20 protein-coding genes and 2 pseudogenes are annotated in these 18965 nt (G+C 64.3%); 12 read left to right on the forward strand and 10 right to left on the reverse strand.

All coding sequences use genetic code 11. From position 1 onward, the window contains the following. From DRF71_RS28375 to DRF71_RS02875, 4 genes are all read left to right on the forward strand, one after another. On the forward strand, positions 1 to 234 hold a 234-nt coding region (locus DRF71_RS28375), incomplete at its 5' end, for a hypothetical protein (RefSeq protein ID WP_232831271.1). 83 nt (positions 235 to 317) lie between these two features. Next, a complete protein-coding gene (locus tag DRF71_RS02865; RefSeq protein ID WP_112309069.1) occupies positions 318 to 1352 on the forward strand; it encodes a cysteine synthase A in 1035 nt (344 codons plus the stop codon). Between the two features lie 42 nt (positions 1353 to 1394). Beyond that, positions 1395 to 3785, forward strand: a complete 2391-nt coding sequence (locus DRF71_RS02870) for a DUF3772 domain-containing protein (protein ID WP_112309070.1) — start codon at positions 1395 to 1397, stop codon at positions 3783 to 3785. Further along, positions 3785 to 4501 carry an alanyl-tRNA editing protein gene (locus tag DRF71_RS02875; RefSeq protein WP_112309071.1) on the forward strand — a complete coding sequence of 239 codons (717 nt, stop codon included), beginning with the start codon at positions 3785 to 3787 and terminating at the stop codon, positions 4499 to 4501. Before DRF71_RS02870 ends, DRF71_RS02875 begins: the two co-directional genes overlap by 1 nt. 711 nt (positions 4502 to 5212) lie before the next feature. On the opposite strand, the pseudogene DRF71_RS29310 reads toward DRF71_RS02875, so the two are convergent. The 9 genes and pseudogenes from DRF71_RS29310 to DRF71_RS02920 form a co-directional block, all read right to left on the reverse strand. Next, positions 5213 to 5524 (reverse strand): annotated as a pseudogene (locus tag DRF71_RS29310) (transposase); the annotation flags it as partial. A 612-nt stretch (positions 5525 to 6136) separates the two neighbouring features. Next, positions 6137 to 7156, reverse strand: a complete 1020-nt coding sequence (locus DRF71_RS02885; protein WP_112309073.1) for a chemotaxis protein CheB — start codon at positions 7154 to 7156, stop codon at positions 6137 to 6139. A gap of 128 nt (positions 7157 to 7284) precedes the next feature. Then, the gene (locus DRF71_RS02890) at positions 7285 to 7665 is read right to left on the reverse strand and encodes a hypothetical protein (RefSeq protein ID WP_112309074.1); all 381 of its coding nucleotides are present in this window, start codon (positions 7663 to 7665) and stop codon (positions 7285 to 7287) included. Next, positions 7662 to 8048: a response regulator gene (locus DRF71_RS02895; protein ID WP_112309075.1), complete on the reverse strand. Its 387-nt coding sequence runs from the start codon at positions 8046 to 8048 to the stop codon at positions 7662 to 7664. Before DRF71_RS02895 ends, DRF71_RS02890 begins: the two co-directional genes overlap by 4 nt. A gap of 4 nt (positions 8049 to 8052) precedes the next feature. Next, a complete protein-coding gene (locus DRF71_RS02900) occupies positions 8053 to 8928 on the reverse strand; it encodes a CheR family methyltransferase (protein WP_112309076.1) in 876 nt (291 codons plus the stop codon). Further along, the gene (locus DRF71_RS02905; protein WP_112309077.1) at positions 8925 to 9389 is read right to left on the reverse strand and encodes a chemotaxis protein CheW; all 465 of its coding nucleotides are present in this window, start codon (positions 9387 to 9389) and stop codon (positions 8925 to 8927) included. The genes DRF71_RS02900 and DRF71_RS02905 overlap by 4 nt, the downstream gene beginning before the upstream one ends. Then, on the reverse strand, positions 9376 to 11760 hold the full coding sequence (locus DRF71_RS02910; protein WP_112309942.1) for a chemotaxis protein CheA: 2385 nt from the start codon (positions 11758 to 11760) through the stop codon (positions 9376 to 9378). Before DRF71_RS02910 ends, DRF71_RS02905 begins: the two co-directional genes overlap by 14 nt. Positions 11761 to 11762: 2 nt before the next feature. Next, positions 11763 to 12164, reverse strand: a complete 402-nt coding sequence (locus tag DRF71_RS02915; protein WP_112309078.1) for a response regulator — start codon at positions 12162 to 12164, stop codon at positions 11763 to 11765. Continuing rightward, a complete protein-coding gene (locus DRF71_RS02920; RefSeq protein WP_157970896.1) occupies positions 12161 to 12460 on the reverse strand; it encodes an STAS domain-containing protein in 300 nt (99 codons plus the stop codon). The genes DRF71_RS02915 and DRF71_RS02920 overlap by 4 nt, the downstream gene beginning before the upstream one ends. 299 nt (positions 12461 to 12759) lie before the next feature. Between DRF71_RS02920 and tpa the strand changes: the two genes are divergently transcribed. Then, on the forward strand, positions 12760 to 14139 hold the full coding sequence (gene tpa, locus DRF71_RS02925) for a hypotaurine--pyruvate aminotransferase Tpa (RefSeq protein WP_112309080.1): 1380 nt from the start codon (positions 12760 to 12762) through the stop codon (positions 14137 to 14139). A gap of 54 nt (positions 14140 to 14193) precedes the next feature. Here tpa and DRF71_RS02930 read toward each other — a convergent pair whose 3' ends face one another. Then, the gene (locus tag DRF71_RS02930; RefSeq protein WP_112309081.1) at positions 14194 to 14685 is read right to left on the reverse strand and encodes a GNAT family N-acetyltransferase; all 492 of its coding nucleotides are present in this window, start codon (positions 14683 to 14685) and stop codon (positions 14194 to 14196) included. A gap of 78 nt (positions 14686 to 14763) precedes the next feature. Here DRF71_RS02930 and DRF71_RS02935 point away from each other — a divergent pair, with 78 nt between their 5' ends. The 7 genes and pseudogenes from DRF71_RS02935 to DRF71_RS29320 all read left to right on the forward strand — a co-directional run. Further along, a complete protein-coding gene (locus tag DRF71_RS02935) occupies positions 14764 to 15216 on the forward strand; it encodes an RbsD/FucU family protein (RefSeq protein WP_112309082.1) in 453 nt (150 codons plus the stop codon). A 77-nt stretch (positions 15217 to 15293) separates the two neighbouring features. Beyond that, the gene (locus DRF71_RS02940) at positions 15294 to 16232 is read left to right on the forward strand and encodes a ribokinase (RefSeq protein ID WP_112309943.1); all 939 of its coding nucleotides are present in this window, start codon (positions 15294 to 15296) and stop codon (positions 16230 to 16232) included. A 187-nt stretch (positions 16233 to 16419) separates the two neighbouring features. Then, positions 16420 to 16611 (forward strand): DUF6538 domain-containing protein, encoded by a 192-nt coding sequence (locus DRF71_RS29315; RefSeq protein WP_408634516.1) that lies wholly within the window; start codon positions 16420 to 16422, stop codon positions 16609 to 16611. A 35-nt stretch (positions 16612 to 16646) separates the two neighbouring features. Next, a complete protein-coding gene (locus DRF71_RS27160) occupies positions 16647 to 16799 on the forward strand; it encodes a hypothetical protein (RefSeq protein WP_157970897.1) in 153 nt (50 codons plus the stop codon). A 48-nt stretch (positions 16800 to 16847) separates the two neighbouring features. Beyond that, positions 16848 to 17279, forward strand: coding sequence for a hypothetical protein (locus tag DRF71_RS02945; RefSeq protein ID WP_157970898.1), 432 nt, complete (start codon positions 16848 to 16850; stop codon positions 17277 to 17279). A gap of 150 nt (positions 17280 to 17429) precedes the next feature. Then, positions 17430 to 17954 carry a site-specific integrase gene (locus DRF71_RS02950; protein WP_112309084.1) on the forward strand — a complete coding sequence of 175 codons (525 nt, stop codon included), beginning with the start codon at positions 17430 to 17432 and terminating at the stop codon, positions 17952 to 17954. Further along, positions 17951 to 18866, forward strand: a pseudogene (locus tag DRF71_RS29320) (hypothetical protein); the annotation flags it as partial. The gene DRF71_RS02950 and the pseudogene DRF71_RS29320, both read left to right, overlap by 4 nt. Positions 18867 to 18965 lie beyond the last annotated feature (99 nt).

Here is an 18965-nt window from a genome sequence, read left to right on the forward strand (position 1 = left end):
AGGTTTGATCAAATTATTGCGCCGCCGGCCTGTCGCCTGCCCTATGCGCGGGCAATTCCTGCTCTGAAAGGGGCGGGGCAGTACCGGCACAGGCATGGGAACGTTTCTCTGAATATCGGGATGAATTCAGAAGAATGCTCAAGTCCTGACGCAGGCGCGCGCAAGGCTGGTGGCAAGGATCCGCAATTTGCGGAACATCCGGACCGGCGCGCCCCGGCGGGCCTGCGCGGGTGACTTGAGTTTGACTTCCCGCGCTTTTACACCTGAGGCATGAAAGCGGGCATGGCGCCCGGAGAAAGACCCCGGGGGAAAGACCCATGCGAATTCACAGCGATCTGGCGGGCATCATCGGCAATACGCCGCTTCTGAAACTGAAAAAGGCCTCAGAGCTCACCGGCTGCACCATCCTTGGGAAATGCGAATTCATGAATCCGGGCCAGTCGGTCAAGGACCGGGCGGCGCTTTACATCATCCGCGACGCGGTGGCGAAGGGGCTGCTCATGCCCGGCGGCACCATTGTCGAGGGAACGGCAGGGAATACCGGCATCGGCCTCGCGCTGGTCGGCAATTCGCTGGGTTTTCGCACCGTGATTGTGATCCCCGAGACGCAAAGCCAGGAAAAGAAGGACATGATCCGCCTCGCCGGGGCGGAACTCGTCCAGGTGCCGGCGGCGCCCTATAAGAACCCCAACAATTATGTGCGCTATTCCGGGCGTCTTGCCGAAGAGCTGGCAAAGACCGGGGATAAGGGCGTGATCTGGGCCAACCAGTTCGACAATACCGCCAACCGCCAGGCCCATATCGAGACCACGGGGCCGGAAATCTGGGACCAGACCGGCGGCAAGGTGGACGGGTTTGTTGCGGCGGTGGGCTCTGGCGGGACGCTCGCGGGGGTTGCCATGGCGCTGCAGCCGAAAGGCGTGAAGATCGGCCTCGCCGACCCGGAAGGTGCCGCGCTTTACAGCTATTACACCAGCGGCGTGTTCGAGAGCCCCGGCAATTCGATCACCGAAGGCATTGGCCAGGGCCGCATCACCGCAAACCTTGAAGGCTTCCGCCCCGATATGGCCTGGCGGATTTCCGATGCCGAGGCGCTGCCGCTGGCCTTTGACCTTCTGACCGAAGAGGGACTCTGCGTGGGGGGGTCTTCGGCCATCAATATCGCCGGCGCGATCCGTATGGCGAAAGAGATGGGGCCGGGCCATACCATCGTCACCGTGCTGTGCGATTACGGCAATCGCTATCAGTCGAAAATGTTCAATCCGGCCTTCCTCAAGGATAAGGGCCTGCCGGTTCCGGAATGGCTGGCGCGCGGCAACCGGCCGCTGCCGGCGGTCTATCAGGATCTCTGAGGGGGACGGGTGGCGGTTTTGTCTCACAGCTCTCTGCGCCGGATGAGGCCGCTTTTTTTCCTGTCGCGCCTGGTGCTGGGGCTCTGGCTGGCGCTGGCGGTTCTGGCGCCCGCGCCTGGCTTTGCCCAGGGCGAGGACCAGAGCCAGCCGCTTGACTATGCCGCCTGGGACAAACTCGCGACCACCGCCGAGGCCGAGCTGGGCTCGGATGCGATCAGCGATGAGCGGCTGGACGAGCTGCGCGCCACCATCGTCGACTGGCGCGCCAGGCTGACTGTGGCACAAAGCACCAATGCCTCGCGCATCGCAACCGTGCGCGAGCAGATCAACGCCCTTGGTCCGACCCCGGCCGGAGATGCGACAGAAGCACCTGAAATCGCTCAGAAACGCAAGGAACTGGGCCAGCAGCTGTCGCTGTTGCAGGCGCCGGGCCTTGCGGCGGAAGAGGCCTATCGCCGCGCCGATGGCCTGATCCGCGAAATTGACGGCAAGGCGCGCGGTCGCCATGCCGATCAGCTGTTGCAGCTCTGGCCTTCGCCGGTGAACCCGGCCAACTGGCCCGACGCCGCGATTGGCATAACCGACACCACGCTGCGGCTCTGGGGTGAGATGAGCAGCGGCTGGACGGACAGCCGCGCCAGGGCACAATTCTGGAATTCGCTGCCGCTGATCCTGCTGCTGCTGGCCGTGGCGGTGGCGACGACGCTGTTCGGACGGCCCTGGATCGAGGCCTTTGCCGATCGGCTCCGCATCGGCAAGACCGAGGCGCGCCGCCGCATCTTTGGGCTGCTGGCTTCGCTGGGGCAGATTATCGTGCCCTCTATCGGCATGGTTGCGCTGTCGGTGGCGCTGATCCGCACCGGATTCATGGGCAAGATAGCCGGCCAGGTGGCGCTGTCGCTGCCCGTGCTCGGGGGCATCATCTTCTTTGCCTTCTGGGTGGCGGCGCGGGTGTTTCCGCGCGTCGATGTCGACCAGGCGATCCTGCCGCTGCAACGGGGCGAGCGCCGGGAGGGCCGTATCCTCTCTGCGCTGATGGGGGTGGTGCTGTCGCTGGAAGTGTTGCGCCGCCTGACCATGGACGGGCAGAATTACGGCGATGCGGTCACCTCGGTCGCGAGCTTTCCGATGCTGGTCGGCGGCGGCATTCTCTTGTGGCGGATGGGCCGGATCCTGCGCCTCAGCCGGGAACAGGGCGAGCAGAACAGCTATGGGGCAAAGCTGCTCGGGCTGCTTGGCCGGGCGCTGAAACTGATCGCGGTGGTGGGGCCGGGCCTCGCGGTTTTCGGCTATGTCACCGCCAGCGCCGCGCTGGTCTATCCGGCGATCATGTCGCTGGGGCTGCTGGCGCTCCTGATCATCCTGCAGCGGCTTTTGGCCGATATCTGGGCGGTGATCTACCCCGCCGCCGATTCCGAGGCCGAGAATGAACGCCTGGTGCCGGTGCTGCTGGGCTTTGCTCTTGCGCTGGTCTCGGTGCCGCTTTTCGCGCTGATCTGGGGCAGCCGCGTCGCGGATCTGAGCGAGATCTGGACCCGGTTCAGCGAGGGGTTTCAGCTGGGCGATACCCGCGTCTCGCCCTCGGATTTCCTGCTTTTCGCGGTGATTTTCGTCATCGGCTATCTGATCACCCGGCTGTTTCAGGGCGCGCTGCGCAACTCGATCCTGCCGCGCACCCGGATGGACCGGGGTGGCCAGAACGCGCTGGTCTCTGGCACCGGCTATGTCGGCATCTTCCTTGCGGCGCTGATCGCGATCAACGCGACCGGGATAGACCTTTCGGGTCTTGCCATTGTCGCCTCGGCCCTGTCGGTCGGTATCGGTTTCGGCCTGCAAAACATCGTACAGAACTTCGTCTCGGGCATCATCCTGATGATCGAGCGCCCGGTTTCCGAGGGGGACTGGATCGAGGTCGGCACCACCCAGGGCATCGTCAAGACAATCTCGGTGCGCTCGACCCGGATCCAGACCTTCGACCGCAATGTGGTGGTGGTGCCGAATGCCGATCTGGTCAGCCAGCGGGTCACCAACTGGACGCGGTTCGGCCTTGCCGGCCGGCTGATCGTGCCGGTCGCCGTGGCCTGGGGCGAGGACAGCCGCCGGGTGGAGATGATCCTGCGCGAGATCGCCGAGGCCCAGCCGATGGTGATCCTGAATCCGGCACCGATCATTGTTTTGCAGGGCTTTACCGGTGGAGTGCAGAATTTCGAGATCCGCGTCATCCTGCGCGATGTGAATTTCCAGGGTACGGTGCGCAGCGATATCAACCACATGATCGCGCAGCGTTTTATCGCGGAAAGGATCAGAATGCCTTCGACCAGCGCCGAAATCACCCTTGGCAATGCGGATGAGCTTGGCGCGGCGCTGAGGGGCGGCGCCGGCGATCAGACCACAGATCCGAAGCTGGCCACAGATCCGGGGCTGGGGCGATAATGCAGCATCATTATCGGTCGAAACCCTATCTCCAGCACAGCGAGTCGCTTGTCACCGGCCATTCCCCCGAGGGCGGCATCCTGCTGGAACGCACCATCTTCTTTCCGACCGGAGGAGGGCAGCCCGGCGATTCCGGTCAGCTGACCTGGGAGGGCGGGCATATCCAGATCGGCACCACCACCCGCAATGGCGACGGCATGGTCGTGCTGGTGCCGGGCCTGCCACAGCCCCTGCCGCCGGTGGGAACCAGGGTTGCGCAAAAGCTCGACTGGGAGCGGCGCTATCGCCATATGCGGATGCATACCGCGCTGCATTTGCTGGCGGCAGTGGTGGCGCGTCCGGTGACCGGCGGCCGGATCGGGGCCGCGAAAAGCCGGCTGGATTTCGATATCCCCGACCCGGCGCCCGATGCGCTGCGGCTGGAGGAAAAGCTGAACCTGCTGATCGACAGCGATCTGAAAGTGACAGAAAGCTGGATCACCGAGGAAGAGCTGCATGCCCGGCCCGAACTGATCCGCACGCTCTCGGTCCGCCCGCCCCAGGGACATGGGCGGTTGCGGCTGATCGGCATCGGCGAGGGTGCGGCCCAGATCGACCTGCAACCCTGCAGCGGAACCCATGTGGCACGCAGCGGCGAGGTCGGGCGGCTGAGCATTGCCGAGATCGTGAAGAAAGGCCGCAGCAACCGACGGATCACGATCCGGCTGGAGAGCTGAGCCCCGCAGCGCCAGTGCCGCTTTGGATCAGGCCTGGCCGCCATTCATTTCGGTTGGATTTGATCTGAACCGGGATCGGCTCGGTGGTTCCATCGCTGGCTCCATCTGTGGTTCCAGCGGCAGGGGCCGCTGGTGGTTAAGAGAACAGAGACCTTTCCGCTTTGCTCTGATCGCCCGCCCGGCGCAGGTGGCCCTGGCAATTTACACACAGTGTTCCCACCGTAAGGGACAGGTTCTCGCCCACCTCGCCGGGCTCAGGCCTCGTTCCCGGCTCATATCCGGCAGAGGAGGTTGCGGCGCGCGAGGCATCCCTTGGGGCTATTGTCGTAGCGGGTTGCACCGTATGAGGAGGATCAGCATTTGATTCGGGGGGCAAATGCCCTGCGATTGTGCTTTCCTGACGCCTGGCCACTCTTCGCGCCTGCCAGACTTGATCCCGATGCGGTAGCGGCGTTTGTTGGGGCGCCTGTCTTGGCTGAGGGGCTTTCCATGTGATTTACGGCCAGAAATACGGGGCCTTAAACCCCTTTTCAGGGCATCTCTGAACCTGTCAACATCATACCCGCTTGCTCCGGGCACCCCATTCCGCCTTCGGGAAATCACCGGGAAGCGCGTCGTCACTGCGCTTCTCCTGCCGTCCTGGAGAGGCGGATCGGGCGGTTATCGGCATCCGAGACGGCGTGTCGTCTGGTGGCGAGGCCCCCCTCTGGTTCAGCCGATCACGCCCACTGGTCTTGGCCCCCTCTTTTGACCGCAGCCCCGAGGCCCTGCGATGCGCTTTGAGGTCCGCGCATCCGAACCCATGGCCTTCGCCCGCTCACAGCGGCCATCACCGCCTTGGGCCCGGCCCCGGAGCGAGCCCCGCATCATCCGGGCGGACACTCCTTTGTCGCTCCACCGCGTCCAGCGGTTGCAGAGGGTCTTTGCGGGGTCCTGCTCCCTCGGGGCCTCCCGCCACCGCAACCCATTGTGATTCCGCAGGACTATACCGCTCAGCACAGGGCGATTATCGACGCGTGGTCTGCGAAAACAGCCTCCCGGACTGTCTTCCGATCTTCAGAACCCGTTGGGAAAGCAGGGCGAGAGCCGCGTCATCCGGGTCGTCGGGAAAACAGTCCACTGGACTGTTTTCTGCCCCTCCTCCATCTGTCTGCCAGCGCAGGGTGCTCGTCAGAAGGGGCTCATCAGGGTCTCTGAAACACGTCAGACATGTGCAATCCGTGGGTCCTGACCTTAGGGGAACAAAGCAGGGGGCGCGGACCGGCAGTGTCTTTTTATGTTTGTCGCTCGCCCTGTCTGCGGACCGAACATTCTCCCCTGGCCGAAGTTTTTGATCAGACGCCGGGGATCAGGCTGCTATTTGAACGGCCCTGACCGCCGGCGGATGGGACGAACGGACCCAGGAATGCGTGGCGCGTTGCATGGGGTCTTCGGTGATGCCTCGCGTGACTGGGGGAAAGCGGAGGCAGGCGGTAGGCCTCCTGTCAGGAGTTGCATTGCCTTGCAGTCGGGCCGGCCGCAGGACTGTTTGCTGATCTGAGCGGCGGTGAGATTATGGCTGGCCGCATTGTGCCGGCCCTGGCAGCGGGCAGCGGTGATCCTGCCACTGGCAGTTCGCCCATTTGCCCAGGCCTTTCACCGCGCCAGCGGCAATGCCTGCCGTTTGCGGCTATGGCTCAGCAACTCCCCCGCGATACGGTTCAGCGGCAGGCTCTCCATCGCCGCACCGATTTCAACCGCCGCACGCGGCATCCCGTAGACGGTCGAGCTCGCCTCATCCTGGGCGATGGTCATAGCGCCAGCCCGGCGCAGCTCCAGCAATCCCGCAGCGCCATCCCGCCCCATTCCCGTCAGCAGCGCTGCCGTGACCGAGGGCGCAAAGCCAACCGCCGAGCGGAACAGCATATCAACCGATGGCGTGTGCCCGGAGACCGGTGGGCCGACGACAAGATCGCAAAGAGGGGGAGAGCCCGGTTTCAGGATCAGATGTCCCGGGCAACCGGCGCCGATCACCACGGTGCCGGGAACCAGCTTCTGCCCGGCGGCGGCGGGAACAACACTGGCGGCACAGCAGCGCGCAAACAGCCGCACCAGGCTGTCCGAGAAACCTGCCCCGGTATGCTGGACGATGGCGCAGGGCGGGCAATTGGCGGGAAAGGCGGAAAGGATTGTCAAAAGCGCGTCGATCCCGCCCGTTGAGGCGCCGATCAGAATGATACGATCGGGCAAAAACTGTCCGTCAGGGGCGGGGCGGGGTGTCGCCGCGTTGCGGCGCACCGGCATCAGGGGCGCAACCGGGCTCTGCCTTTGTGCACTTTCCAGCCAGTCAGCAAGGCTTTGGCCCTCTGTTCCGCTGCCGGTGGGACCGGTTCCCGTTATTGGCCTGCTCTCTCCGGGAGGGCTTTCCGGAATCTCCAGCCAGGCGGTCTCGGAGACGCGAAACAGCGAAAGCAGGCCTTCGAATTCGGGTAACCGCGTGAGTTCGCTGCCGATCAGGGCCAGCGAGGGTTCGCAGCTTTCGCTGAGGATATAGGCTGACGAAAGGTCCTGGGCCTGACCGCAGATCTCATAGCCCGGCAATTCCGCGATGCGCCGGCTCAGCCTCGCGCCGGAGATGGCGCGGGCCGTGGCAATCAGGATTTTGCGTGATTTCATTGGCGCCCTCCCGCTGTGACCGGGTCGGAAAAACCGGTGGTCCCGCCAGAATTTCTGCGGTTCGCGCCGGGGAGGCAGGGTCCTGGCTGGCGGGTCATGGCATTTCTTGTCCGCGTGTTTTGAATGGGTCAGAAAAGAACCGGATCATCGGATACCGGGCTGGCAGGCCAGGGCGCCGCCGGAAGACCCGGGATAATCCGACGGATTTCGGCAAGCCGGACCCTTCGCGCCAGGTCTGCGGGCGTAAGCGGCGCGGACATTCCGGCGCATCCGGCGGCCAGGCTCTCGGTCAGCGATTGCAGATCACCCAGCCGCTGCCCGATGCGGTCGATATCCTGGAGGCGCGCGAGAGGGGGGCCGTCGGAATGGGTCAGCAACGCGTCTTCCAACCCGGCAAGCAGGGCGCGGCTGTCATCAAGCCCCAGGGCAATTGCCGCCAGAAACGCAGTCAGGCCGGGTTGCAGTGGCGTTTCAGTCGGATCGTCGGCTTGGGTGCTGGCGTCTTTCATAGCGGTCCGACCACTCTCTCAATTGCGGTTTTCACTGTGGCGGGGGTAAAGGGTTTGCGGATCAGGTTGTTCAGACCCAGCTCCTGCCCCCGCTTGAGCACCTCGGGCGACGGGGTGCCGGTGATCAGGATGAAGCCGATTTTCTGGGTCGCGGTATTGCCCCGCAGAGCTGCAAGCAGGTCGAGGCCCGAGAGGCCCGGCATGTTCATGTCCGAGATGACGAGGTGAACCGGGCTGGTGGCCAGTTTGCCCAGAACGGCCCCGCTGTCGGATTCGGTGGCGAAATGTTTGATCCCGATCTCTTCGAGAGATTGTGAGATCAGGGCGCGGCTGACCGACATGTCGTCGACCACCATGACACGCAGATTGTCTTTCAGACTCATGATGTTACCTTTTCGGATCCTGGATGCGACGATAGGTTGTGATGCCGGCGCTTAAGAGCTCTTCCAGTGCCGGCCCGGCCACGCGTTCGGAGTGGCCTATGAAAAGCAGGCCGCCCGGGCGCAACAGGGCGGCGAAACGGCTCCAGAGTCTTGCCTGGGTCGGTTTGTCGAAATAGATCGCCACGTTGCGGCAGAAAATGGCGTCAAAGGGGCCTCGCATCGGCCAGTCGCCGACCAGGTTGAGTTCGGCATAACGGATCAGGCTGCTCACCCGCGCGTCGGGCATGAACTTCCCCCCGCTGCCGGGCTGGAGGAAACTCTTGCGGAAAGCGGGCGGAATGCCGCGGATTTCCTCTTCGGGATATGTCGCGGCCCGCGCTTTCGCGATGATGGCCGGATCAATATCGGTGGCGAGGATGCGGATGTTCAGTTTTGCCGCCTCGGGGATCAGGTCGAGAATCCGCATCGCGACCGAACAGGGTTCCTGACCGGTCGAGCAGCCTGCCGACCAGACCCGCAGCCGCTGGCCGGCTCGGAGCCCGGAAAGCCCGGGCTTCAGCAGTTCCTCGGCGAAAATGTCGAAATGGTGGGATTCGCGAAAGAAGCTGGTCACATTGGTGGTGAGCGCGGAGATGAATGCCTCCAGCTCGGCCTGGCAATTGCCCGATTCCAGCCACGAGCAGAAGGTGGCGATATCGGGACAGCGGAAATCCTGTACAAGCCGGGCAAGCCGCGAATGGACGACCTGTTTTTTGTTCTCCTGCAGGGCGAGACCGTATGCGCGCTGTGCGAATGCGGCGACACGGCGGAATTCGGCATCGCTGAAATCCGCATCGGAACGGTCCTGATCACCGGGCGGGCGGGGGGCGGTAAGGGTCATGCTGCCTGTTTCGGTTTGCACTGGATGACGGCTTCGAGGTCGATAACCCTGGTCATGCCTTCTTCCATCTGGATGATGCCGGTGATGGAGGCGCGGGTGCTTTCCGAGCGGATATCGGGGGTTTCCTGGATCTGGCTTTTCGAGACCGACAGGATTTCCGAAACCGCCTCGACCAGCAGGCCCACGGTCTGGTTGCCGATGGTGGCGACCACGACGACATTGCGTGGATTGTCCTGGGTCGGGCCAAGGCCGAACCGGGCCGAGAGATCATAGATCGGGATCACCGAGCCGCGCAGGTTCATCACTCCAAGAACCTCTTTCGGCGCATGCGGAAGGGGCGTGACGGTACTCCAGCGGCGGATTTCGCGCACATGCGAGATGTCGAGTGAAAAGCTCTGCGCACCGGCGAAGAAGGTGACGAATTCGGCGTCGAGGCGGCTGGCGGGGTCAATGGATTGCATGCGAGGCTCCGGTCTGGGGCTGGGGCAGGGCTTGCGCCCGGGTGACCAGCGGCTGGAGGGGGGAGGGCGGCTGAGGCGATGCGGCAGCGACCGCGGGCAGATAGCCTGCATTGCTGCGGCCAGAGATCAGCCCCGACATGTTGGAGGTCAGGGCTTCGGTATCGAGGATCAGGGCAATCTGGCCATCGCCGAGCACGGTTGCCGCAGAAACACCCGGGATCGCTCCGTAATTGGAGGCCAGCCCCTTGATCACCACCTGACGCTGATCAAGCACCGCATCGACGATCAGCGCGCAATGGGTCTGGGCGTCGGTTTCGACCAGCAAAGCCAGCGGTGCCTGCGCCGGGTCGCGCCGGCCAAAACCGAGGCATTCCGCGACATCGATCATCGGCAGGAAGCGGCCGCGAATGGCAAGAAGCCGGTCGGAGGTGCCGAGGAGGTGCAGGTCGGCGGCCGAGGGGCGGATGGTTTCGATCACCGAGGCGATCGGGATGACCATGGTTTGCCCGGCGACGGAAATGACCATGCCGTCCATCACGGCGAGGGTCAGGGGCAGTGAGATGGTGAATTCGGTGCCACTGCCCAGGGTCGAACTGATCGCGATGCGCCCGCCCAGGGCGCCGACGGCATTTTTCACCACATCAAGGCCGACACCGCGTCCCGACAGGTTGGAAATTTTTTCGGCTGTGGAAAATCCGGGCAGGAATAACAGGTTGTCGATTTCGGCATCGGCCAGTTCCGCCCCTTCGGTCACCAGACCGCGCGAGACCGCCTTGGCGAGGACGCGGCTGCGGTCGAGGCCGCCGCCGTCATCGCTGATGGTGATGATCACGCTGCCGGAGCGATGGGCGGCGGAGAGGCGGATTGTGCCTTCCGGGTCCTTGCCGGCGGCAATCCGGGCCGCAGCGCTTTCCAGCCCGTGATCGACCGCATTGCGGATCATATGGGTCAGCGGATCGGCCAGCCTTTCGACCACGGTTTTGTCGACCTCGGTTGCCTCGCCATAGGTGACGAGCCGCGCGGCTTTTCCGGTTGCCTCGGCGGCTTCGCGCACAATGCGCGACATCCGCTGGAAAAGCGGTTTCACCGGCTGCGCGCGGATCGCCATCACCGCTTCTTGCAGGTCGCGGGCAAGCAGGCGGTAATCCTCGGTATGGGTTATGATTTCGGTATCGGCGGGCAGGGAGAGATCGGTGACGCTTTGCTCGATCATCGCCTGGTTGATGATGAGTTCGCCCACCGCGTTGATCAGGCGGTCCACCCGCTCCAGATCGACGCGCAGGGTCGGCTTCGGGCCGCGACCTTCGGCATCTTCCTCGCTCTTTGGCGCGCGTCGGCGCAGCGGGGCTGCGTTTTCGCTGGCTGTGTCCAGTTCAGGCTGAGGAGCGGGCGGCGCTTCGGCGGCTGCGGGGGCCGGTTCCCCGTCGCCCGGAGCGGTTTCCGGAACGGGAGCGGCAGACATGTTCAGAAGCGGAGGGATCGGCGCATCCAGCGTGGCGGGCGGCGCGTCTGCCGGCGTGATGGTCAGGTCACACAACCCGCGCACGAATTCGAAATGGGCGTCGATATCCGCAGCGGATATATGTTCAGAGGGCGCAATTTCCCATGAAACACAGGGCTTTGCCGGGTCGAAATCAGTGAGATCGGGCAGGGTGGAGAGATCAGGGGTGATGTCGACCTCTGCCTGTGCCGCGAGGCTGGTGAGCAGCACCAGCGGGTCATGGCCATTGCTGTAAAGCTGCGGCCAGGGCGTGAAGCGGATCAGGTGGCGCTGTCCCATTGCTGCGGCGGGGCGTTGCGAGGCGTCTGCCGGTGCGTTCGGCGGCAGCGCGACCTGCTCAGGCTGTGTCAGCCCGGAAGCAGGCAGATCGGTCACTGAAAGATCGAATGCGGGCAGATCGGGTGCGGGCAGATCGGGTACCGCGCCGAAATCCAGCGTGATGGCGCTGAAACCGAAATCCTCCTCTGCGGCAGGTTCCTCAAAGCCGGCCTCGGTCAGGCAGGCATCGAGATTGGCCAGAAAGCCCGCGGTGATACCGTCATCAATGCTGCGCTCTTGGCGGGCGGCCTCGACCTGGTCGGCCAGGTGATCGGCCGAGCGCAAAAGCACATGCATGATCTCATCGCTGAGACTGAGCCGGTCGGACCGGATCTCATCCAGCACGGTTTCGAAACGATGGGCAAAGGCGACCAGATCCGACAGTGCGAAGGCGCCGGCGCCACCCTTGACCGAATGCACCGCGCGGAAGACGGCATTGAGGCATTCGCCATCCGCCGCGCCGGTTTCCATCCGTGCGAGCCCTTCGGCCAGCGCCTCAAGCAGATCCTCGCATTCCTCGAAAAACGTGTCGCGGATGGATTGCATGCTCATGCTCATACCTTTCCGGGAAGGGCCGATCCGGGGCCGGAATAGCCGGTGACGCGGCGCAGAATCGCGATCAGTTGCAGATCCTCGAAGGGTTTCACCAGCCAGCCGGTCGCGCCGGCGGCGCGGGCGCGGGCTTTCAGCGCCTCGCTGCTTTCGGTGGAGAGGACAAGGATCGGCACCCGCGCATTGTGATTGCCGGTGCGAATGGCCTCGATCACGCCGAACCCGTCGAGCCGCGGCATATTGATATCGGTGATCACCACATCAGGATCGACCTCGGTGAACATGTCGACGCCGTCCTGGCCGTCATTGGCGGTGGCGCAGGCGAAGCCCGCATTCTCGACCGTTTGCCGCAAAAGTGTGCGGATTGTCAGGGAATCGTCGATGGCAAGAATGCGCAGCGTCATGCGGGCCGGACCTCCTCCGCCGGGAGGAGCCCGAGCGGGGCGGCGAGGCCCAGCCAGCGCAGCTGGTCGATATGGTCGGGCGAGAGGCCGGTGATGCGAAAACCGATCCCCTTTGTCCGCCAGGCATTGGCTGAGACCAGCAGCGTTTCGACCAGGGGGCCATTGGCAAGGCGCAACCGGCTGGCATCAACCTCGACCGGCCGATCCTGGTGACTGCGCAGGAAGGCCAGAATCGACGCATCACCCAGCGGATCCGCGCGTTCTGACAGCTCCAGCCTTTCATACTGCGCGGGCAAACCTGAATCGGGCGGCCCCGAATCTGGCAGTACCGGATCTGGCAGCACCGAATTTGGCATGGCCATGGCCCCCCATTTGCAACATTCCTGATCCCGACATGGATAAACCTGCGAAACTTAAGGAAAGGTTGTCCTGACCGGGTGGAGTGCCTGAAAATTCGTCAATCTTTCGCGGATTTTCGACACCGCCTGTCGGGCCGGGCTCTGGTCTTAGGTCCATATCGCGTCTGGCCCTAATGCCACGGCGGGATTTCCGCGATACTCACTGCAAAGGCGATCTCGCAGGGAAAGGCAGAGCCATGGAAGGCATTCAGGGCATGAACGATTTGGGGCGCGTGGTCGAGGCCGACCGCGCCCATGTCTGGCACCATCTGGCGCAGCATAAGGCCTTCGAGACCGCCGATCCCCGTGTGATCGTCGAAGGGAAGGGCATCCGCGTCTGGGATGCCAAAGGCAAGGAATATATCGACGCGGTCTCGGGCGGCGTCTGGACGGTGAATGTCGGTTACGGTCGCGAAAGCATCGCCGATGCGGTGCGCGACCAGCTGGTGAAGATGAACTATTTCGCCGGCGCTGCGGGCTCGGTCCCGGGCGCGCTGTTTGCGGAAAAGCTGATCACCAAAATGCCGGGCCTGACCCGGGTTTACTATTCGAACTCGGGCTCCGAGGCGAATGAGAAGGTCTATAAGATGGTGCGCCAGATCTCGGCGCGGCATCACGGCGGCAAGAAGTGGAAGATCCTCTACCGGGATCGTGACTATCACGGCACCACCATTGCCGCGCTGGCCTCCGGTGGCCAGGATGAGCGGTCCAGCCAATACGGGCCGTTTCCGGAGGGCTTTGTGCGGGTGCCGCATTGCCTCGAATATCGTAAGCAATGGGATGTCGAGAATTACGGCGAGCGCGCGGCGGATGCCATCGAAGAGGTGATCCTGCGCGAGGGCCCGGACACGGTCGGCGCCATCGTGCTGGAGCCGGTGACCGCCGGCGGCGGCGTTATCGTGCCGCCGAAAGGCTATTGGGAGCGGGTGCAGGAAATCTGCAAAAAATACGATATCCTGCTGCATATCGACGAAGTCGTTTGCGGCATGGGCCGCGCCGGCGCCTGGTTCGGCTATCAGCTTTACGGCATCAAGCCCGATTTCGTGACCATGGCGAAAGGTGTTGCCTCGGGCTATGCGGCGATCTCCTGCACCGTCACCACCGAGCGGGTGTTCGATATGTTCAAGGATGACGCCTCGGATCCGATGAGCTATTTCCGCGACATTTCGACCTTTGGCGGCTGCACTTCGGGGCCGGCGGCGGCGCTGGAAAACATGCGGATCATCGAGGATGAGGATCTGATCGGCAATACCGTCGCCATGGGCGAGCGCTGCCTGAACAATCTCAGCGCGCTGATGGAGAAGCATAAGGTGATCGGCGACGTGCGCGGCAAGGGCCTGTTCCTTGGCGCCGAGCTGGTGGCGGACCGTCAGACCAAAGAGCCGGTGGCCGAAAAGCTTGCGGCCCAGGTCGTGGCGGAATGCGGCGCTCAGGGCGTGATCATCGGGGTGACCAACCGTTCGCTCCCGGGTTTCAACAACACGCTCTGCCTTGCGCCGGCGCTGATCGCGACGCCGGACAATATCGACGAGATCACCGGCGCCATCGACGTGGCCCTGACCCGCGTTTTCGGCTGATCTTACGGCAGGACGGAAAGGGCTGCGGGGAAACCTCGCGGCCCTTTTTTCGTTTCAGGCGGTAAAGGCGGGGTGCAGGCCGAGCAGCCCGGCAGGGGCAGAACCGGTCAGCCCGCGCGAGAGCACATAGTCCGGCGGGATGCCCGCGCAGCCGAGCCCATCGCGGGAAGCAAAGCCAAAGCGCCCGTAATAGCCCGGATCACCGACCAGGGCCGCGCCCGGATATCCCGCATCCCTCAGCCGCCCAAGCGCCGCCTCCATCAGGCCCGAGCCGACCCGCTTGCCCTGAAAGCCCGGCAGAACCGAGACCGGCGCGATCAGGGCAAATCCGCTTTGCCCGCCGATCCCGCAGGGCGACGCCGCGATATGGCCAATGATCTGCCCTGCGACCTCGGCCACCAGCGACAGGATCAGCGCGTCCGAATCCCTGAGCCTGCCCACCAGCGCGGCCTCATTGCCATCGCGATGCGGTGCTTCACGAAAGGCGAGGGTGATCAGCGCGGCAATGGCGCCGTGATCCCCCGTCGTCTCGTCACGGATCTGCATCCCGCCCTCCTTCGCTCTGGTTCTGGACGCCCGCCGACGGGCGGCATATCCTGGGCCGCGATGCAGGGGAGGATATGGATGCTCAAGGGAATTGACCACCGGCTGAATGCCGACGTGCTGGGCACGCTGCGCGCGATGGGGCATGGCGATATGCTGATCCTTGTCGACACCAATTTTCCCGCCCATGCGGTGGCGAAAGAGACGGTGCTGGGCCGGCCTTTGCTGATGGAGAACCTGACCGCGGCCGAGGCGGCGAATGCGATCCTTTCGGTGCTGCCGCTGGATGATTTCGTGCCGGATTTCGCGGGACGGATGGAGGTTGTCGGTGATACCGACGCCCGCCCGCCCGTGCAGCTTGAGGTCCAGGCAGAGATCGACCGTGCCGAGGGCTGCGCCCGCCCGCTGCCCGGGATCGAACGCTTTGCCTTTTACGATCTCGCGAAACAGGCCTATGCGGTGGTGGTGACCGGCGAGCGCCGGTTCTATGGCTGTTTCATGTTCCGCAAGGGCGTGATCCCGCCCGAAGCGTGACGTCCGCCCTCTGAACCCCGCCGCCCGAACCCCGCCGCCTGAAGTCCTGCCGCCTGTCCCCAGTTCCGGAGCCAATGATGACCGCCCCAAAACCTGTCGTGGTGCTTGGTATTTTCAACGCCGATGCGGTCTACCGCGCCAAACGCCAGCCGAAGATCGGCGAGACGATCATGGGCGAGGATTTCAAGCTGGAGCCGGGCGGCAAGGGCTCGAACCAGGCGGTGGCGGCGGCGAAGGCAGCGGGGCCGGGCGGTGCGGCCCATATCATCACCCGGCTGGGACGCGATGATTTCGCGAAAATGGCGCATGCGGTCTGGGCGGAGGCAGGGGTGATCCCCGAGGTGACCGAGGATGCAGCCAGCCATACCGGCTCGGCCTTTATCTTCATCGAGGCGGCAACGGGGAATAATGCGATCATTGTCGCGGCCGGGGCAGGGGGGCGCATCGCCGCCGCCGATCTTGAGGCGCGGGCCGCGCTGATCCGGGGCGCCGGTGTCTTTGTCACCCAGCTGGAACAGCCGATCGGGGCAGCGGAAGCAGGGCTGCGCATCGCGCGGGAGGCCGGGGTGATCACGATCCTCAACCCCGCGCCCGCGGCAGAGCTGGAGGATGCGCTGCTGGCGCTGTGCGATTTCATCACCCCCAATGAGTCCGAGGCGGAACTGCTGACCGGGATCCCCGTCACCGATATCGACAGCGCGGGCGCCGCCGCCGATGCGCTGCTTGCGCGCGGTGTTGGTGCGGTGGTGGTGACGCTTGGCGCCAATGGCGTCCTCTACCGCGACCGCGAGACGCGGCTGCATATCCCCGTCGTCAGCGCCGGCCCGGTGGTGGAAACGACCGGCGCGGGGGATGCGTTCAACGGCGGCTTTGCGACCGCGCTTTCCGAGGGGATGGAGATCGGCGCCGCGCTGCGGTTCGGCAATGCGACCGCCGGCCTCAGCGTCACCCGCCCCGGCGCCGCCGCCGCCATGGCCACGCGCGCGGAAATCGACGCGCTTCTGGCGCGGGGCTGATCCGGTTTCCTGCCGCGTCGCATTTGGTTGGCTGCGGAGCCTCCGGCGGGGATGTTTGGAGGCGGCGGTGGCTGTTTGTGCTTTTAAGTCAATGAGGTAAGTCAGCGACTCACCCCATGGCGTCACACAGATGTGTCACACATTCCCGGCCCGTGGTTGCAAATCCCGCCTCTTTTCGGGGGCCGTCATGGGCAAACACCTTCATCTATTCCGGCGCGGGAGCGTCCTCTGCTGGCGCAGACGGGTGCCGGGGTTATCCACGTCTATCGACATGTTGCAGCTGTCTTTGCGGACCGGATTGCGGGCGGAAGCCTGTATGATCGCCCGGAAGCTGACCGTCGAGAGTGATCGCATGTTTGATGATCTGACCCGCAACTGATCTCGGCAGAGGGCGCCCGCACCTGGCTGCCCCACGTGATCACGGAAGAACTGGCCCCGATCCGCCGGCTGGATCGGGTGACCCGGCTGGATCCGCTGGGCCGGGCTGCGAGCGATATCCGGGCCGACCGGGCCACCGCCACCGCCTGGCGGCTGATGGCCGGGCACGGCCCCCGGGGCCGATCCTGAGCCGCCAATCATCGACCGCCTGATCGGGGATGGCGCCCCCCTGCCGATTTGTCGACGCTGGAGACCACGCTGGCCATGCTGGCGGGTGACATGCGGTCAGAGGTGAGGATGTGCCGGACCGCATCCGAATTCAGAACGGTGACGGGATCGGAACAACCTCCCGACAACTCGGCCCTGTTGCAGCTGCGTCGCCTGCTGATCGGGGGCCGCGCGGCGGCCTATGCTCAACGGGAAACCGTGCTGGGGGCAGAGAGCCAGATCATGGCCGATATGGCAGAGCAGATCGCGGCCGGGATCATGGCGCGGGACCGTCTGGGCTGGCCTGAGCAGGATGCCCCGCCCGATGCCGACCCGGGACCGAGCCAGCGGCAGCCGGTGCCCGCCTGCTCCAACCCCCTCCAATCGTGGCGGCACCGCCGCCGCAGCCTGCGCCGGCAGAGGTCTTCGACCCCTCGGTGCAGGCTACGACGGAACGGCTGAATGCGGCCCGGCTGGAGATTCGCAAGCATCTGGTTCAGAAGGATGGCCTCCCGAACGGACGTCCGAGACCATGGAGCGGTCGCGGCTGGTGACGGCCCGGCTGTTCACGCAGGCTCCCGGCGTTGAGGATGCCGCCAGGCACATCTGTCATTGTTCCGCGATATCTGGCGGCTCTTGCCCGGCAGCTGGGGCAAGAGCAAAGAGGATGTCACCCGCCCTGTCGAAGAGGCTTTCACGCAGGCGGCCAGGCTCGCGCCCTGGCAGGCCAGTTTCGCTGTGGCCACGATCAACCGGCATCTTGATGTGATGGCGCTGATCCTCGCCCGGGCTGAAGAGGATGGCATTCCGGTTGATCCCAGGCTGCAACCGAAGAAGCTGCGGCTGCGCGGGCGCAAGCGCGCCCGTGACAAGCGGGCGGGTTTCAAGGAGGCAGATCTCAACCTGCTGTTCCGGCACACGATCTGGACGGGATGCGAAAGCCAGCGTCATCGCAATGCCCCTGGAAAGCGGGCCATCAGGGACGGCCTCTGCTGGGCGCCGCTGATCGCAGCCTATACCGGCGCGCGGCGCGAGGAGATCGGTGGGATGATGTGCGACGACATCCGCGAGGAAGACGGCATTAAGGGGGGCATAAGTAGGGGTTTCTCGTGGCGTGAGCTGAGGAGATTCGAATGAGGAAGAGCCGTTTCACGGAACCGCAGATCATGGCTGTGCTTCGTCAGGCCGAGACAGGTTTGGTTCTCATTCTTTCTCTCCGTTTGCTGAGCGTGCCCACAACGATATGCCGGGGCGCGGGACATCTCATTATAGGTCAGCTCAACGTCGCGATCTGGCCGGGAAGGCTGTGGCGACGAAGGGGGTCGGCATCGCGCTGGCTTGCCGGGCCTTTGGTGTGAGCGAGACCTGCTTTCGCTACAGCCCGAAGCGCGATGCCGGGAATGAGTTCATAGAAGACCTTCTGTAGGGTCTGACAACGGCGCACCGGACTGGGGCTTTGGGCTATGCTTGCCTCACACATGCGCAACGTCCAGGGTGGAAGGCATGAGCCGCCACTGGTTCAAGGCCATGCCGGACGCCCTGGAACCACAAGCGTGTTCATCGAATCTGCTGTGACCTGGAGCTGAACCTGCGGATCAAACCCAGGCGAAGGATCAGCCGTGACAAACCGGAAGAGCTCAGTGTCCCAGAGGCGCCGAACACGGTCTGGTCGATGGACGTCATGGCTGACCGTCTGGCCGATGGCCGCCAGTTCCGGCCTTTGCCAGTTCCGGCTTTTGAATGTGCTGGGCGACTTCAGCCGCGAGGGCCTTGGGCATTGAGGTCGACTTCACATTCGTCGGGAAAACGGTCCATCGGACCGTTTCCTGATCCTCCTCCACATCGCGTGGGCGGAAAGCCGCTGGCCATCAGGGTGGAGTTGCCAATGGTTGCGCCACTGGTTCGGGGGCAACCATTGGCGACGGCCCGGAATACATCCGCTCCACGTTGATGATCCGGGCGTCGACGCAGGGCATCGCCCTGAACCACATCCAGCCCCGCAAGCCGCAGCAGAACGCTTACATCGAGCATTACAACAGGGCTCGCCATTGGGCTCGAACCAATGGCGCCTTCAATGGCTCGCTCCTGTTGCGGCGCGCCAGCTTCTGGACGGTGATGGTTTGGCTTCTGGACGAAATTTATCTGTCA

It is taken from the genome of Pseudogemmobacter bohemicus (assembly GCF_003290025.1).
GTDB classification, from domain to species: Bacteria; Pseudomonadota; Alphaproteobacteria; order Rhodobacterales; family Rhodobacteraceae; genus Pseudogemmobacter; species Pseudogemmobacter bohemicus.

Excerpts from the sequence above, each read along its gene's own strand:
- DRF71_RS02900 (WP_112309076.1), bottom strand. The coding sequence starts at position 8,928 with ATGACCCTTACCGCCCCCCGCCCGCCCGGTGATCAGGACCGTTCCGAT.
- DRF71_RS02865 (WP_112309069.1), top strand. The coding sequence starts at position 318 with ATGCGAATTCACAGCGATCTGGCGGGCATCATCGGCAATACGCCGCTT.
- DRF71_RS02870 (WP_112309070.1), top strand. The coding sequence starts at position 1,395 with ATGAGGCCGCTTTTTTTCCTGTCGCGCCTGGTGCTGGGGCTCTGGCTG.
- DRF71_RS02930 (WP_112309081.1), bottom strand. The coding sequence starts at position 14,685 with ATGCAGATCCGTGACGAGACGACGGGGGATCACGGCGCCATTGCCGCG.
- tpa (WP_112309080.1), top strand. The coding sequence starts at position 12,760 with ATGGAAGGCATTCAGGGCATGAACGATTTGGGGCGCGTGGTCGAGGCC.
- DRF71_RS02890 (WP_112309074.1), bottom strand. The coding sequence starts at position 7,665 with ATGAAAGACGCCAGCACCCAAGCCGACGATCCGACTGAAACGCCACTG.
- DRF71_RS02875 (WP_112309071.1), top strand. The coding sequence starts at position 3,785 with ATGCAGCATCATTATCGGTCGAAACCCTATCTCCAGCACAGCGAGTCG.
- DRF71_RS02915 (WP_112309078.1), bottom strand. The coding sequence starts at position 12,164 with ATGACGCTGCGCATTCTTGCCATCGACGATTCCCTGACAATCCGCACA.
- DRF71_RS02885 (WP_112309073.1), bottom strand. The coding sequence starts at position 7,156 with ATGAAATCACGCAAAATCCTGATTGCCACGGCCCGCGCCATCTCCGGC.
- DRF71_RS02940 (WP_112309943.1), top strand. The coding sequence starts at position 15,294 with ATGACCGCCCCAAAACCTGTCGTGGTGCTTGGTATTTTCAACGCCGAT.
- DRF71_RS02895 (WP_112309075.1), bottom strand. The coding sequence starts at position 8,048 with ATGAGTCTGAAAGACAATCTGCGTGTCATGGTGGTCGACGACATGTCG.
- DRF71_RS02905 (WP_112309077.1), bottom strand. The coding sequence starts at position 9,389 with ATGCAATCCATTGACCCCGCCAGCCGCCTCGACGCCGAATTCGTCACC.
- DRF71_RS02935 (WP_112309082.1), top strand. The coding sequence starts at position 14,764 with ATGCTCAAGGGAATTGACCACCGGCTGAATGCCGACGTGCTGGGCACG.
- DRF71_RS02910 (WP_112309942.1), bottom strand. The coding sequence starts at position 11,760 with ATGAGCATGCAATCCATCCGCGACACGTTTTTCGAGGAATGCGAGGAT.
- DRF71_RS29315 (WP_408634516.1), top strand. The coding sequence starts at position 16,420 with ATGGGCAAACACCTTCATCTATTCCGGCGCGGGAGCGTCCTCTGCTGG.